At 61.8% G+C, this 14,527-nt stretch carries 19 protein-coding genes and 2 pseudogenes; 2 read left to right on the forward strand and 19 right to left on the reverse strand.

Annotated elements, in window-relative coordinates:
* Positions 1–14: 14 nt before the first annotated feature.
* The 7 genes from DWV32_RS02430 to DWV32_RS02460 all read right to left on the reverse strand — a co-directional run bounded on the left by DWV32_RS02430 (position 15) and on the right by DWV32_RS02460 (position 7,089).
* Positions 15–1,139 carry a glycoside hydrolase family 172 protein gene (locus DWV32_RS02430; protein WP_187361805.1) on the reverse strand — a complete coding sequence of 375 codons (1,125 nt, stop codon included), beginning with the start codon at positions 1,137–1,139 and terminating at the stop codon, positions 15–17.
* A gap of 12 nt (positions 1,140–1,151) precedes the next feature.
* Entirely contained in the window at positions 1,152–1,550 is a 399-nt protein-coding gene (locus DWV32_RS02435; protein WP_089572475.1) for a PTS sugar transporter subunit IIA, read from the reverse strand.
* A 26-nt stretch (positions 1,551–1,576) separates the two neighbouring features.
* The gene (locus DWV32_RS02440; protein WP_089572476.1) at positions 1,577–2,410 is read right to left on the reverse strand and encodes a PTS system mannose/fructose/sorbose family transporter subunit IID; all 834 of its coding nucleotides are present in this window, start codon (positions 2,408–2,410) and stop codon (positions 1,577–1,579) included.
* Positions 2,411–2,412: 2 nt separating this feature from the next.
* The gene (locus DWV32_RS02445) at positions 2,413–3,198 is read right to left on the reverse strand and encodes a PTS sugar transporter subunit IIC (protein WP_089572477.1); all 786 of its coding nucleotides are present in this window, start codon (positions 3,196–3,198) and stop codon (positions 2,413–2,415) included.
* Between the two features lie 9 nt (positions 3,199–3,207).
* Positions 3,208–3,681: a PTS sugar transporter subunit IIB gene (locus DWV32_RS02450; protein ID WP_089572478.1), complete on the reverse strand. Its 474-nt coding sequence runs from the start codon at positions 3,679–3,681 to the stop codon at positions 3,208–3,210.
* A 123-nt stretch (positions 3,682–3,804) separates the two neighbouring features.
* A complete protein-coding gene (locus DWV32_RS02455; RefSeq protein ID WP_117757096.1) occupies positions 3,805–6,546 on the reverse strand; it encodes a PRD domain-containing protein in 2,742 nt (913 codons plus the stop codon).
* Positions 6,547–6,687: 141 nt separating this feature from the next.
* A complete protein-coding gene (locus DWV32_RS02460) occupies positions 6,688–7,089 on the reverse strand; it encodes a hypothetical protein (protein WP_199569833.1) in 402 nt (133 codons plus the stop codon).
* On the opposite strand from DWV32_RS02460, the pseudogene DWV32_RS10375 reads away from it, so the two are divergent.
* A pseudogene (locus DWV32_RS10375) lies at positions 7,046–7,153 on the forward strand (hypothetical protein); the annotation flags it as partial. The gene DWV32_RS02460 and the pseudogene DWV32_RS10375 overlap by 44 nt on opposite strands.
* Before the next feature lie 292 nt (positions 7,154–7,445).
* Positions 7,446–7,547, forward strand: a complete 102-nt coding sequence (locus tag DWV32_RS10380; RefSeq protein WP_231501554.1) for an IS3 family transposase — start codon at positions 7,446–7,448, stop codon at positions 7,545–7,547.
* 767 nt (positions 7,548–8,314) lie between these two features.
* On the opposite strand, the gene rplX is transcribed toward DWV32_RS10380, so the two are convergent.
* From rplX to rplC, 12 genes and pseudogenes are all read right to left on the reverse strand, one after another.
* Positions 8,315–8,620, reverse strand: coding sequence for a 50S ribosomal protein L24 (rplX, locus tag DWV32_RS02470; RefSeq protein WP_006235043.1), 306 nt, complete (start codon positions 8,618–8,620; stop codon positions 8,315–8,317).
* A gap of 13 nt (positions 8,621–8,633) precedes the next feature.
* Positions 8,634–9,002, reverse strand: a complete 369-nt coding sequence (rplN, locus tag DWV32_RS02475; protein WP_006235041.1) for a 50S ribosomal protein L14 — start codon at positions 9,000–9,002, stop codon at positions 8,634–8,636.
* Between the two features lie 118 nt (positions 9,003–9,120).
* Positions 9,121–9,381, reverse strand: coding sequence for a 30S ribosomal protein S17 (rpsQ, locus tag DWV32_RS02480; RefSeq protein WP_006235040.1), 261 nt, complete (start codon positions 9,379–9,381; stop codon positions 9,121–9,123).
* Between the two features lie 16 nt (positions 9,382–9,397).
* A complete protein-coding gene (rpmC, locus tag DWV32_RS02485; protein ID WP_006235039.1) occupies positions 9,398–9,613 on the reverse strand; it encodes a 50S ribosomal protein L29 in 216 nt (71 codons plus the stop codon).
* 107 nt (positions 9,614–9,720) lie between these two features.
* Positions 9,721–10,116, reverse strand: a pseudogene (gene rplP / locus DWV32_RS02490) (50S ribosomal protein L16); the annotation flags it as partial.
* A complete protein-coding gene (gene rpsC, locus DWV32_RS02495; RefSeq protein ID WP_006235037.1) occupies positions 10,116–10,826 on the reverse strand; it encodes a 30S ribosomal protein S3 in 711 nt (236 codons plus the stop codon). The pseudogene rplP and the gene rpsC, both read right to left, overlap by 1 nt.
* A gap of 6 nt (positions 10,827–10,832) precedes the next feature.
* Entirely contained in the window at positions 10,833–11,204 is a 372-nt protein-coding gene (rplV, locus tag DWV32_RS02500) for a 50S ribosomal protein L22 (RefSeq protein WP_006235036.1), read from the reverse strand.
* 14 nt (positions 11,205–11,218) lie between these two features.
* Positions 11,219–11,479 (reverse strand): 30S ribosomal protein S19, encoded by a 261-nt coding sequence (rpsS, locus tag DWV32_RS02505; protein WP_006235035.1) that lies wholly within the window; start codon positions 11,477–11,479, stop codon positions 11,219–11,221.
* Between the two features lie 32 nt (positions 11,480–11,511).
* Positions 11,512–12,342, reverse strand: a complete 831-nt coding sequence (gene rplB, locus DWV32_RS02510; RefSeq protein ID WP_055250219.1) for a 50S ribosomal protein L2 — start codon at positions 12,340–12,342, stop codon at positions 11,512–11,514.
* A 179-nt stretch (positions 12,343–12,521) separates the two neighbouring features.
* Complete coding sequence (gene rplW, locus DWV32_RS02515; RefSeq protein ID WP_022094197.1) at positions 12,522–12,809, reverse strand: 50S ribosomal protein L23; 288 nt, start codon at positions 12,807–12,809, stop codon at positions 12,522–12,524.
* Positions 12,810–13,436: a 50S ribosomal protein L4 gene (rplD, locus tag DWV32_RS02520; RefSeq protein ID WP_006235032.1), complete on the reverse strand. Its 627-nt coding sequence runs from the start codon at positions 13,434–13,436 to the stop codon at positions 12,810–12,812.
* Positions 13,437–13,482: 46 nt separating this feature from the next.
* Positions 13,483–14,103 (reverse strand): 50S ribosomal protein L3, encoded by a 621-nt coding sequence (gene rplC / locus DWV32_RS02525; RefSeq protein WP_035137484.1) that lies wholly within the window; start codon positions 14,101–14,103, stop codon positions 13,483–13,485.
* Between the last annotated feature and the right edge of the window lie 424 nt (positions 14,104–14,527).

Consider the following 14,527-nt stretch of genomic DNA (forward strand, 5'->3'; position numbering starts at 1 on the left):
GTTTCGAGGCGACCCTACCTGGGCACGCGGTCCTGCCTTGCGGCAAACGGGGCGAGCACGGCGTGCGGCTCGCTTTGGTACCAGTAGGCGACGGTGGAGATGTCGTCCTCGCGCTCGTAGAGCTTGATGTCGTCGTTGCCGAGGTCCTGAAACGTCACGCGCAGGTCCTCCTTGAACGAGATCGGGTCGGGAAGGTGCCACCTGTAGAGGCCGTGCCTGGGCAGCGCGTCGTCGTTGGTCGCGAGCATCGGGTTCGGGTTCGGCTTGCCCGCGCTGAAGCGGTCGCGCGTGGCGTCGCGCGTCGAGCGGTACGGGTAGCCGGCGAACAGCGTGTTGAAGCACTGCGCCTCGGGCAGCGCGTGGGGCGGCCTGTCGAGGAAGGCCCAGGCACCGCCGAAGTAGTCCTCGGCTCCCGTTGAGGTGACCGTGGGGAACTCCTCGTCGCCGTCGAGGAAGAACTTCATCTCGCCCTCGCCCCACCAATAGCGCTCCAGGGCGCACAGGGCCATGTAGGTGCCGACGTAGTAGCCCTTGCCGCGCACGCCGTCGAGCACGGTGTAGTCGACGCCCCTGCGGGTGCTGCGCTCGCGGTTAAAGCGGGCGTGGAAGTACATGGCGTCGTCCGGCACGTCGGTGAGCGCGTAGTTGAACGTGTAGAAGATGTACTTAATGAACCCGGGGTGCTCGCTCGTAAGCGTGACCTTGGCGTGCTTCCTGAAGGGCATCTCGAAGTAGCAGTTCATGCCGCCCGTCGGGTTCACGCAGATGGGCATCGAGTTGACGATGGCGCGCTCACCGAAGCCGTTGCAGAAGAAGTCGCCGACAGGGCACTCGACCGAGGGGGTCTCCTCGTCATCCCAGTAGAAGCGCAGCACGAGGTCGCGCATGACGAAGCTGCCGGCGACGGTCTTGTCGGGGACGGTCATCCAGATGTGGCGGATGATGCCGGGGCCCTCGATGTCCGCGAGCGTGATGGTCTCGCCGGACTCAAGGGGCACGCAGCACGAGCCCTTGCGGCCGACGCCGAGGTGGCTGGCCGACATGGCGGCGCGGCCCTTCTCGCCCGTGATGTTCTCGGGGGTGATGGCGCGGCTTTCCTCACCGCCGTGCATCCACACGTCCTTAAGGAACTCTCTCATCGTCGACCTCCTCTATTCGTCGTCGTCGCACTCGGCGGAACTGGCACCGTTCACGTAGATGATCTGCTGGCGCGCCTCGTTGACGAGGGCGTCGAAGTCGAGTTTCTCGTCGGGGCGCGCGAGCGCGACCGTCATGGCGAGCGGGAGGTTGACACCCGCGATCACGTGGATCCGGTCGGAGGCGAAGCGGGAAAAACGCTGGTTCACGCTGCCGCCGTACGCGTCGGTGAGGACGACGACCTCGTCAGTGCCCGAAAGAGCCGCCTCGACCGCCGCGTCGAGCCCCTCGCCGTTGTCGTTCACGTAGGCGCACACGGCGTTGACGGCGTCGCCCTTACCCGTAAGGAACTCGAGGGTGTCCTTGAAGCCCTGGGCGAGAAGGGAATGGCTCGCCACAACTATCTTTCTCATTGATTCACCAATCTCTTGGGTCGAAGCTAGGCGAGGATGCCGGCGGCGGAGGCGACCATCGCGAGGACGATCACCACGAGGATGAGGGCCGTCATGCTCGCGTTCTTCTTGGTAAGAAGGTAATACGCGCTTCCCGTGATGGCGGCGGGGATCATGGCAGGCAGGATCTTGTCGAGCAGCGGCTGAATCTCCATCGCGACGTCGCCGAAGCTGAAGCTAATCGGGCAGGTGACGCCGATGACCGAGGCGATGAGGCAGCCGACCACGGTGAGGCCGAGCACGGAGGCGGCGGCAGTGAGGTTGGGAAGCTTCTCGCTGAAGTCGGTGACGAGCTTCACGCCCTGCTTGTAGCCGAACTCGAGGGCGTGCATGCGGACCCAGAAGATGGCCAGGATGAGCGCGAACCAGATGCCGGCTCCCACGGGGTTGCCCTCGATGGCCATGTAGGCGGCGATGGAGCCCATGATGGTCGGGATCATGGTCATGAGCAGGGAGTCGCCGACGCCGGCGAGCGGTCCCATGGTGCCGATCTTCAGGTCTTGGACGGCGTCCGCCGCCGCTAGGCCGTCGCGCTCCTCCATGGCCACGCAGGCGCCAAGGATGATGGCGGCGAGCCAAGGCTGGGTGTTGTAGTAGCGGAAGTGGTTGTTGAGCGCTTGCTTATAGTCCTCGTCGTTCGTGTAGATCTTCCTCAGGACCGGCGAGAGGGCGTAGGCGACTGAGGCGCCCTGCTGGGTCTGGTAGTTGAAGGTGCACACGCTCATGAGCCAGCGCCAGTTCGCGTTGCGCAGGTCCTTCTTGGTGACCTTGTAGCCGGAGGGCTTGCCCTCGGCGACGGCGGTGATGTTCTCGTTTTCCATGGTTACTCATCCTCTCCGATGAAGGCGTCTGCGGAAGCGTGGGCGGCGAGCTCGGTGTCCCTCTCGGCACGCTGGTAGAACGCAATCGCGAGGGCAACGCCGACGATGGCGGCGCCGATGATGGGCACGTTCAGGAAGGCCGAGAGGAAGAAGCCGGCGAGCAGGTACTGGAAGTACTTGGCGGTTGGCATGTAGCGGAGCAGCATGGCGATACCGACGGCCGGGAGCATCTTGCCGGCGAGGGTGAGGCCGGAGAGGAACCACTGGGGCATGACCTCGAGGAGCCAGTTGACGGCGGGCTGGCCGAGCGTCACGGAGACAAAGACGGGCAGGGCGGCGCACAGGCCGAAGAGCGCGGGGCAGACCCACAGGATGGCGTTCATCTGATTGAACTTACCCTCGTTGCAGAACTTCTGGGACTTCTCGACGACAAAGCCGTTGAGGATCTTGGCGACGACGTCGAGCTGGATGCCGAGCATGCCGACCGGCAGGCCGATGGCGAGGCCCGTGTCGGAGCCCAGGGTCACGCCGTAGGCGGTGGCGATGATGGCCATCGTGCCGTAGTCGGGAATGGAAGAGCCGCCGAAGCCCGCGACGCCGAGCTGCATGAGCTGAATGGTGCCGCCGATGACAAGGCCGGTCTTCCAGTCGCCCATGACGACTCCGGTGATGAGGCCCCAGAAAACGGCGTAATTGACGAAGATCATCGGGATGCCGTAGTAGTCCACGTGCTTGATGAAGGCCAGTAGGGTCAAAAGGACGACCTGCAGGATAGTGAAGTTGACCATATTTCCCCCTTAGATGAGGTCTGCGACGGAGACGGGCTTGTCGGCGGGCACGAACTGGGCCGTCACCTTGACGCCACGGGCGATGAGCGCCTTGTAGCTCTGGACGTTCTCGGCGGAGGCGTAGGCGCGCTGGGTGAGCTGGATGCCGTCCTCCTTGACGAGCGAGCCGCCGACGACCAGCGACGGGAGCTCGACGCCCGACTCGACCAGGCGAAGCATCGTCTCGGGCTCCTTGGCGATGACGAAGACCTTCTCGCGGTCGTACTTGCCCGCGGCGAAGTTCTTGAGCGCGGTCTGCTCGGAGATGATCGAAACGGCCATGCCCGCGGGGCGCGCCATCCTCATGGTGGACTTCAGGACCTCGTCGCCGGCGACCTTGTCGTCGATGACCATGACTCGGGTCGCGCCCGACACCGGGGCCCACTGCGTCACGATGATGCCGTGAAGCAGGCGATTGTCGATTCGTGCCATAACAACACTCATGTTTGCTCCTATCAAATGAAGTTTTGCGTTCGGTACTGCCTCGGCGCTATCCGGATTCGCGCCGGGCAAGGGGTTATCGGATTATTGAGGACGCGCGGTCAGCTTGCGGCGGCGCGGGGAAGGTCACTCGTCGAGCAGGAGGTCCGAGGAGCCGAGGCGCTCTTCTCGCGCCGGGGCGGCGCTCACGCTTATGTAGTCGAAGACATATGCGATCTCGCTTACGGGAACCTCTACGCGATAGCGCGTCGAGATGCTCGAGAAGCTCTGCCTGAAGGACTCGATGAAATCGATGCGTTCCTCCTCGAAGCGGTCCTGGCCAACGTAGGTCTCAATGGGGTTTCTGGTAACAAGGCGCTCGACGAGACAGCAGAGGTGGACGTAGAGCCCAATGATAGCGTTGCTGCCGATCTTCTCGCCTGTCCTGCGCTGAAGCTCGTGCACGGCGCTCTCGATCTCGTGGAATAGCCGCTCCGGGTCGAGGATGGTGATGGAGCGGATGACGTTCTGCAGCGTCATGTTCGAGAGCAGCTTCTCGTGGAAAGAAGAGAGCTCGGAAGCGTCAAGCCACCTGCCGAACACGGCATCGACCTTAGAGGCGGACGCCGTCGACATGATGTCCTCGAGGGCGACGAAGGGGACGGAGGCGATCCCGGGGTCTCCCGTGCCGATGACGGCGCAGACGCGGTGCTCGGAGAAAACGGCGTCGTTCGACCCGTTCGTGACGAGCTGCTTGAAGGGCCGCGTGAGCAGGCGCGCGCCTATGGTGCGCGGGAGGCTCTGCGAGACGAGCTGGCGTATCCTCTCCGCGGCGTCGACCCCGGACTCGGAGCAGAAGACGATGGCGTCCTCACGGTTGACGCGCTCGATCACCTTGCAGTGCGTCACGCACGCGGCGGTCGCATCGCCAAGAACCTCGGCGATGGACTTGCCGCCGAGCAGCCCGGACCCGATCTCGAGCGCGAGCCCGGTGGAGACGTTGTTCACCACCCCGATGGTGGAGTCGGTAACGTTCTCGAGGGCCTTATAGGCCTCCTCCAAAGAGCCCATGTCAACAAGAAACACGACCCCGGTGCAGTAGGAATGGCGGTCGACGAGGCGCTGGAGCGGACCGACGATGTCCTTCAGCTGCTGGTCGTAGGGCATGTCGACCGCCTCGTACACATGCACGCCGAGCATACGGTTCGCCGCGTCGGCGATGCTCGTCGCCGTTGAGTAGCCGTGGGACAAGATGACGCAGAGCGTCCGAAGGGCCTTCGCATCGCGAGACTCCGATGCGACGCACAGCGTCAGAAGCGTCTTCGTGAAGTGATCGAGCGAGATTCCCAGCGCCCCTTCCACGTCTGCGGCGACCTGATCGGAGACACTCGAGGCAAACGGCAATTCGGAGGTCACGGCACCGAGGAGATGGGAGATTTGCTCCGCACAGGCAGACTTTCGCTTAGCCAGGCCGATACCCGGCCACAACTGCAGGCAAATCTCCTGGGCCAGTAGAAAAGCGACCTTCCTCGAAAGCTCGATGCCATAAGAAGAGCCTGCGTCGGCAAGGACCGCGCCCACGACGCGCTCGAAGGCGCGCGACCTCGAGGAGGCGACGCCGTGGTCGAAGATCAAGTGATCCTCAACGCCGCGCACAGCGGAGACAGCTTGCGAGACAAGCTCGGAGACAGAGAGCTCCCCGGCGCAGAATCGCTCATCGAGGGAGCACAGGGCATCGAGCGCCTGCTCGACCGGCCCTGTGCTCTCGGCGGCATCCAGAGACGCGTCGATCAGAACGCCATCGTCGGGCTGTTGATCGATCTGCGCGGAGGAGAGGAGCCCGCTGGGAAGAAGATACGGGCGAACGACGACGTAGTCGCCCTCGCGATTGAGGAACGCTTTGGCGCAGCAGTTCGTCACGCAGGCGCGCAAGCCGGCGATGTTATCGGAAAAGTCCGCGTTCACGAGGCAACGGTATGCGCCGCGGCTGATCTTCACATCAGAACCGATTCGGCACCCCTCGCTGCGCAGGAAGCTCAAGATGAGATCCTCGCGCTCCTCGGGGGTCCGCTCCTTGAGTGAGGGGACGCGGGCACAGATGGGCATTTTGCTGTAGGCCGAGGAAACCTTCAGGTCATCGGCGGAAAGCGTCGTCGAAAGAACGAGGCGAGCGCGCGGCGCATCCTGGGAGGCATCGAGCCCGAGGGCCGTCGCAAGGCAGTGCTCCATCGCAGAGGGAGAGAGTGCCTCGATGCCGTTGACAAAGACCACACCCCCGCGCGCTTTCGCGATCGACTCGTCAAGAAGCCCGTTGAACGAGGCAGCGTCCGGGACCCCGGCGCAGTCGATGCGCACATAGGAGGAGTCGCGGGACAGCAAGCCCTGGTTCTTGCCGTACTCGTACACAAGGCGAGAAAGGAAAGACTTACCGACACCCACGCCGCCGCTCAAGAGGATGGGCAGGCCAAACGGAGGGTACTGAACCGCAGCCTTGCACTGCTCGACAACGGAGCTGAGGCTCATGTCGAAGCCCACGGCACGCGCGAAGTCGCGGTGATCGGCGATTCCCGTCGCCTGGATGAGGTCGGCGAGCGAGGCGTACTCGCTTGCAGAGAGCTTTACCTGAAAACGCTTCTGGAACGCGCGGCGATGAAAATAACGGACAGGCCTGCCCGCCACCTTAACCACAAGACCGGCGCGAACAAGGTCGTTGAGGTACTGGCTCGCCAGGCTCCTGGAAATGATGAGCGTCTCGGCGATGTCGGAGGTGGACAGACGGGCAAGGTCGTCGAGCGAGACGGCAGAGGTGAGGGCCTCGAGATGCTCGAGAATCCTGTCCCTCATGTCGACGGGTTTCTTTGCCAAGCTGTCCTGTGTGGTCTTGTCCATGACTTCTTACCTCCTCGTACAAGGAGTATAAGGGGAGAACAGAGAACGGAAGGGGGCGCGTGGGGGAATCAACAGCTCCGAGGAAAAGTCCACCACTTGAGGGGCAGAAAACAACGGCCATTGAACATTCAGGGCCGACGCTCAACACTTCGGCTCGACACTTCGCTTTGGAAAGGGCCCGGCGCGCCGGGGTCCCAACATAAAGAAGGGCCCCGGCGCGCAGGGCCTAAAGCTTAACCATGCGCGCGGCGATGCGGGCGCAGTCGCAGGCGGCCTTCTTCTCGAAAGTGTTGTAGTCACGACCCGGCCCTCGGCGCAGGGCTTGTCGCTGATGGCGCGCACGACGACGAGGGGCACGCCGTTGAGATAAGCGGCCTGCGCGATGGTGCAGCCCTCCATCTCGCAGCACAGGTCGCCGAAGGTCGCGAGGATTCGCTCCTTCTGTTCCGCGGGCGAGACGAACTGGTCGCCGGAGACGACGCGGCCCTTGAGGACCTTAATGTCGGGGGCGACGGCGGCCGCGGCGGCGCACGCCGCCAGCAAGGGCCGGAACGGATCGCGCAAGATCAAGGCGTCGCCCGGGAGGTCGGGCGTTACCGTCAGCCGGCGCCGCGTCTGCCGCATCATGAGGGAGAACGGCCTGGCCGGCGCATACGGCAGGAAGAGGTTCAAGGTGCACCCCGGGGCGGTCAACGAGGCCGACGTGTCGAACGTCGTCGCGCGCGGCTTCGGCGGCAGGGCGCCGTGCACCCATATATGCAGCGACTTGGTCTGCGTGCGCGTCGGGGCGTCGTGGAACTACGTCTGCCCGCTCGTCGACCTCTGCAACGGGGAGATCGTCGGCCACTCCGAAGGACCGAGGAGGGACGCGCGAGCTCCGAGCCAAGCTCTTGGATTACGTGCACTGGTACAACAACTTCAGGATCCACTCGACGCTGGGCTACATGTCGCCGGTCGAGTTCAGGGAGGCGGGGCCGTCCCTCCCGGAATCGTCCAAATAAGTGTTGCCAATCCATAGCCAATCCAGCCATCATCTTCGCGAAGGCGGACGTCAGGAAAAGCTCGGCTTGAGCTCGGTCGGACGCGGTCTGTGGGGCATCATTCAGGCTCAGGGGGTCTCCTTGTCTTCTTCGGTCGCAACCTGAATGATAGGGACGGCCCCTTCTCTCTTTCCCCTTCGTTTTCGACGCGTCACCCTCTCGGCGGGCTTAAGGCCCGCGCTCGCGGGTGCAGGGGCTACGCCCAAACCCCAAAAACGTAACGCCGTGCTCGAAGCGTTTCCGGACGTCAGCGTAATCTCAAATCCCGTTCGTCAACTCATGGGCAAGCCACCTGAGACTACTCATTTCTCCTACTGGCAATGAAGACCTGCGACCTGCAGTTTTGCAAACTGCTTGAAAGCCACCTGCGTTGATTCACTTCCTATTGCAGCTGGCGGCTTGCACGCGAAAAGGCTTTTAAGTTTCAAAACGGGCGTTTTCGGCGCTATCGAGCCTCCAAAGGCATCCCGCCGCGCCCTTTGGGACAAAAACAAAAACTCAAAGCCCTGAGTTCGAAAATAGTTTTTGGAGTTGTCCCGACTTTTGTCCCCGAAGCCGACGAAACGCGACAGGGTGTCACCTGGCGGCACTCGATTCGAGACGGCACCGAAAACTGGATGCAACCGGAATGACAGGACGGCAGAACCGAAGCCATCGAGTAGGGATAGAAAAAGGCCCGGGTGCCATGGCATCCGGGCCTTTGCTAGCAACTTGATGTTGCGGGCAGCTTAGAACTTGTGGCCGCACTTCTTGCAGACGCGCAGCTTGTTCTTGCCGTCCTTCTCGTGACCGACGCGGGTAACCTTACCGCACTCGGGGCAAACGAGATTGACGTTGGAGGCGTCGATGGGAGCCTCCTGCGAAACGATGCCGCCCTGCTGGTTGGCAGCGTTGGGCTTGACGGCCTTCTTGACGACCGAAACGCCCTCGACAACGACCTTGTTCTCGGCGGGGAGAGCACGCAGGACAACGCCCTGCTTGCCGCGATCCTTACCAGAGAGAACCTGGACCTTATCGCCCTTCTTGATATACATATATCTCCCCTAACTACAGGGTCTCGGGAGCGAGCGAGACGATCTTCATGTACTTCTTGTCACGAAGCTCGCGAGCGACGGGCCCGAAGATACGGGTGCCGACGGGCGAACCATCGTTGTTGATGACAACGCAGGCGTTCTCATCAAAGCGAATGTAGGAGCCATCCTTGCGGCGGATCTCCTTAACGGTGCGAACGACGACGCAACGGACAACGTCCTTCTTCTTGACGTTGGCGCCAGGGGTAGCCTCCTGGACAGCACCGATGAACACATCGCCGATGCCTGCATAACGACGCTTGGAACCGCCAAGCACCTTGATGCAGCGAATCTTGCGAGCGCCGGAGTTGTCGGCGACGTTCAGCATGGTTTGCATCTGAATCATGGTAGATGTTCCTCCGAACTAAGAACCGAAGAGAGGTGCGCAGCCTTTATACGGCCCGTGGTATGCAAGCCAGACATACGCACATCTTCGGAAACGTACAAGTCGTAAGAGCGACTGCTTATTTAGCGCGCTCGACGACCTCGATGAGGCGCCAACGCTTCATCTTGGACATAGGACGGGTCTCCATAACGCGGACGGTATCGCCCACGCCAGCCGTGCACTCCTCGTCGTGAGCGTGCAGCTTCTTGGAGCTGGTCATCATCTTGCCGTACTTGGGGTGACGCTTGCGCTCGGTGATGGTGACAACAATGGTCTTGGCACCGGAGACGGAGGTAACGACACCCGTACGGACCTTACGCGAGTTACGCGAATCAGTCATGTTCTCTCCTTAGGTCCTACTCGGCGACAGCGGACTTCTCCGCTGCGATCTCGCGGGCGCGCTGCTCCGTGAGGACGCGAGCGATGTCCTTCTTCACGGTGTTGACGCGAGCGGTGTTGTCCAGCTGGCTGGTGGCCATCTGGAAACGAAGGTTAAAGAGCTCGGCGCGCATTTCCTTCAGCTTCTCAACGAGCTGAGCGTCCGAGAGCTCACGAATCTCTGCGGGCTTCATTAGTTCTCCTCCTTGGCGGCGGCGGCGTCCTCAGCAGCCCACTTGGCCTCGAGAGCGGCCTCCTCAGCCATCTCCTTCTCGATGCGCTGCTCAGCGTTCTTAGCAGCAACAATCTTGGTCTTGATGGGAAGCTTGTGCTGTGCAAGACGCAGAGCCTCGCGAGCGACCTCCTCGGGCACGCCCTTGACCTCGAACATGATGCGGCCGGGCTTGACGACGGCCACCCACTCCTCGGGGTTACCCTTACCAGAACCCATGCGAGTCTCGGCAGGCTTCTTGGTGATGGGCTTATCGGGGAAGATCGTGATGTAGACACGACCGCCACGCTTCATGTAGCGGGTCATGGCAATACGAGCGGCCTCGATCTGACGGTTGGTGATCCAATGGGCCTCGAGAGCCTGGATACCAAACTCACCGAAATGCAGCTCGGTATTACCCTTGGCCTGGCCCTTCATGGAGCCACGCTGCACCTTGCGGTGAAGAATACGCTTAGGGGCAAGCACTACTGACCCCTCCTCTCGGAGTTACGACGACGAGGACGGGAAGAGCCCTCGAGTGCAGGGTTGGGAACAGGCTGGCCCGGGAGCTTCTCGCCCAGGTAGATCCAGACCTTCACGCCGCAAGCGCCCATGGTGGTGCTGGCGACAGCCGTGCCGTAGTCGATCTTGGCACGGAGGGTGTGCAGAGGCACGCGACCCTCGCGGTACCACTCACGACGGCCCATCTCGGCACCGCCGAGACGACCGGAGCACTGGATACGGATGCCCTTAGCGCCGGCCTTGCGGGCAGACTGGACAGCCTTGCGCATAGCGCGACGGAAGGCAACGCGGCCCTCGAGCTGCTCGGCGATAGACTGAGCAACGAGGTTGGCGTCGAGCTCGGGGCGCTTGATCTCGACAACGTCGACGGAGAGCTGGCCCTTGGAGACGCCAGCGACCTTCTCGAGCTCGGTGCGGAGGGTATCGATCTCGGCACCCTTCTTACCGATGACAACGCCGGGGCGAGCGGTGAGGATGATGACCTTCACCTTGTCGCCAGCGCGCTCGATCTCGACGCGGGAGACAGCTGCGCGGGAAAGACGCTTCTCGAGGTACTTGCGGATCTCGAGATCGTTACCGAGGGTCTTAGCGTAATCCTTCTCTGCGAACCAGCGGGAGCGCCAGTTCTCGGTGATGCCAAGACGGAAGCCGGTGGGGTAGACTTTCTGACCCATACAGCTTTACGCCTCCTTTCGAGGAGCAACGACGACGGTGATGTGGGAAGTACGCTTCAGAATGCGAGAAGCGGAACCCTTGGCGCGGGGACGGATGCGCTTAAGCGTCGGACCCTCGTCAACATAGGCAGCGGCGACAACCAGGTTGTCGGCACGCAGACCGTTGTTGTTCTCGGCGTTCGCAACGGCGGAACGGAGAACCTTCTCGACATCCACGGCGACGGCGCGGTCGCAGAAGTGGAGGATGTCGAAGGCCTGAGCGACAGGCTTGCGGCGGATCAGATCGACCACCAGGCGGGCCTTGCTGGGGGAAACACGCACGTACTTAGCGACGGCGCGAACCTCGGTGGCCTCAGTTTCAATAGACTTAGTTGCCATTTACGGTTAACCCCCTATTTGGCCTTGTGGCCACGGAACGTACGAGTCGGCGCGAACTCGCCGAGCTTGTGACCAACCATGGACTCGGTAACATACACGGGCACATGCTTGCGGCCGTCGTGGACGGCGATGGTGTGACCAACCATCTCGGGGAAGATGGTGGACGCGCGGGACCAGGTCTTCACGACGTCCTTCTTGCCAGCCTCGTTCATCGCGGTGATACGCGAGAGAAGGCGAGTCTCCACGAACGGGCCCTTTTTGAGACTTCTGCTCATAAGTGCTTTCTCCTAAAACTCGGTATCCGAAATTACTTCTTACGGCGACGAATGATGTGCTGGTTCGAGACCTTCTTCTTCTTGCGCGTACGAAGGCCCTTCGTCGGCTTACCCCAGGGGGTAACAGAGGGACGACCAGAGGTGTGGTTCTTGCCCTCGCCACCGCCGTGCGGGTGGTCGACAGGGTTCATGACGGTACCGCGGACGGTCGGGCGCACGTTCATGTGACGCTTACGGCCGGCCTTGCCGATGACAATGTTGGCGTGATCGGCGTTGCCGACCTCACCGACGGTGGCGCGGCAGGTAACGAGGATGCGACGCATCTCGGAGGAAGGCATACGGACGATAGCGTACTTGCCCTCCTTGCCCATCAGCTGGCAGGAGTTGCCGGCGGAACGGGCGATAGCAGCGCCCTTGCCCGGCTGGAACTCGACGGCGTGGATGAGCGTACCGACGGGGATGTCGGCGAGGGGCAGAGCGTTGCCCGGCTTGATGTCGGCGTCAGAGCCGGACATGATGGTCTGACCGACCTCGAGGCCCTTGGGGGCCAGGATGTAGCGCTTCTCACCGTCAGCGTAGTGCAGCAGAGCGATGCGAGCGGAACGGTTCGGATCGTACTCGATCGTGGCAACCTTGGCGGGCACGCCGTCCTTGTTGCGCTTGAAGTCGATCACGCGGTAACGACGCTTCACGCCGCCGCCCTGGTGGCGGGTGGTGATGCGGCCGTTGTTGTTACGACCGGCCTTCTTGGGCAGGGGCTCGAGAAGAGACTTCTCGGGCTTGGTGCAGGTGATCTCGGAGAAGTCGGAGATCGTCTGCCAACGCCTACCAGCGGAGGTCGGCTTAAGGTGCTTTACAGCCATTACAATCCCTTTCAATAGGAATCCGTTAGCCATCGCAGACAGGGATTCGAGGTTCTGCCTCGGGTGCGATGACACCGGACGTATACACGGTTCCGGGCGTGTCCATTTTATACGCCCAAAACCTTGAGCTCCCGCCTCCCCTATTTGGGAGGCATGAGCTCACTCAACAGCAGCGAGTCTTAGGCCTGGTTGCCAAAGACCTCGATGGTGTCGCCCTCGGCCAGCGTGACGATGGCCTTCTTCCAAGAACGGGTCTTGCCGGCGACATAGCGCACGCGCTTGGTCTTGGGCTTGACCGTCAGGGTGTTCACGCGAACGACCTTGACGCCGAAGATCTCCTCGACAGCGTCCTTGATCTGATACTTGTTAGCATCCTTGGCGACCTCGAACGTGTACTTGTTCAGCTCCATGCCGGAGAAGGAACGCTCGGACACGATCGGACGGATGATGATCTCGTGGGCGGTCATTTATGCAAGCACCTCCCCGAAGTGAGCGGCGATGTCGGCGGGCATCAGCACAGCGTTGTTGTTGACGAGATCGTAGGTGTTGGCCTCGTCAGCGGTGATGATGAACGTCTTGGGAATGTTGCGGAACGACAGGTAGGCGTTGACGTCCTCATCGCGAACGATGATGGTCAGACGCTTGCCCTCAAGGCCGAGAGCCTTGAGCATGGCGACAGCAGCCTTGGTGGAAGGCTTCTCGAAGCCGTAGTCGTCGACGAGCACGAGCTCGCCATCGGCCAGCTTGGCGGACAGCGCGGAGCGCATAGCCAGCTTGACCTCCTTGTTGTTCATACGCTTAGCGTAGGAACGGGGCTTGGGGGCGAAGACAACGCCACCGTGACGCCACTGGGCAGCACGGATGGAACCCTGGCGGGCACGGCCGGTGCCCTTCTGACGCCAAGGCTTCTTGCCGCCACCGGAAACCTCAGAGCGACCCTTAGCAGACTGGGTGCCCTGACGCCAAGAGGCCATCTGGCACTTGACGATGTGGTGCATAACGTGGATGTTCGGCTCGATGCCGTACACCTCAGCGGCGAGCTCGGCCTCGGCGACCTTCTTGCCCTCGCTGTTCTTTACTTCAAACTTTGCCATTTAAGTGTTCTCCTTGGTATGACGCTGGGCTAAATGGGCTGGGCCCTTAGGCCATACGGATGGCGACGAGACCATTCTTGGCACCCGGGACAGCGCCCTTGACCAAGATGAGGTTCTGCTCGGCATCGATGCGGACAACGGAAAGGTTCTTGACGGTAACGCGCTCGTTACCCATGTGACCGGCCATCTTGACGCCCTTGAGGACGCGCGCAGGATAGGCGCACTGACCGATAGAACCGGGGTGACGCTGGAAGTGAGAACCATGCGTCATAGGACCGCGGCGCTGACCCCAGCGCTTGATGCGACCCTGGAAGCCCTTACCCTTGGAGGTACCGATGACGTCGACCTTCTCGACATCAGCGAAATCAGCGACGGTGACGACCTCGCCGACCTTGTGCTCCTCGCCGTTCTCGACGCGGACCTCACGAAGGAAGCGGACAGGCTCGACGCCAGCCTTGGCGAAGTGACCAGCCATGGGCTTGTTCACGTTCTTGGCCTTGATGTCGCCGAAACCGATCTGGACGGCGTCATAGCCGTCGGTTGCCTGAGTTTTAACCTGCGAGACAGCGCAGGGGCCAGCCTGGATGACCGTGACGGGAACGACGTTATCGTCCTCGTCCCAAACCTGGGTCATGCCAATCTTGCGGCCGAGAATCATGCTGATCAAGATATGATCCCAACTCTCGCGTGGTCTTGGGACAATGCGTACACCACCGAGCGTACGCCCCTAGAGGACCACTACTTACACGACGTGCTCCCCAGCCTTGTATTTCGCCCGGACTACCTGACAACCCTATTAAGCAGGCATTTTGTCCAGCCAGAATACTCCCCTGGTTTCACACAGCTGTTTAGTATACACGGCTGCGGGCGTATCCATCGAGATTCATATTTCACTCACATTGTTTACGCAGGTAAAGTGTGTGGATGGCTCCCGAGCACGGCGGAGGGCCGGAGAAATATATTAAGGTCCCTGCTCTACAGTCCTGCGCAAGACGGAGAGCACATTAAGTGCTCTCCTTTGCGTGCGGAACTCGCGATGACCTTAATATATTTCTCCGGCCCTCCGCCGTGCTCGGGAGACGACACGTTGA

Source organism: Collinsella sp. AF04-24, from assembly GCF_003465685.1.
GTDB lineage: Bacteria > Actinomycetota > Coriobacteriia > Coriobacteriales > Coriobacteriaceae > Collinsella > Collinsella aerofaciens_AP.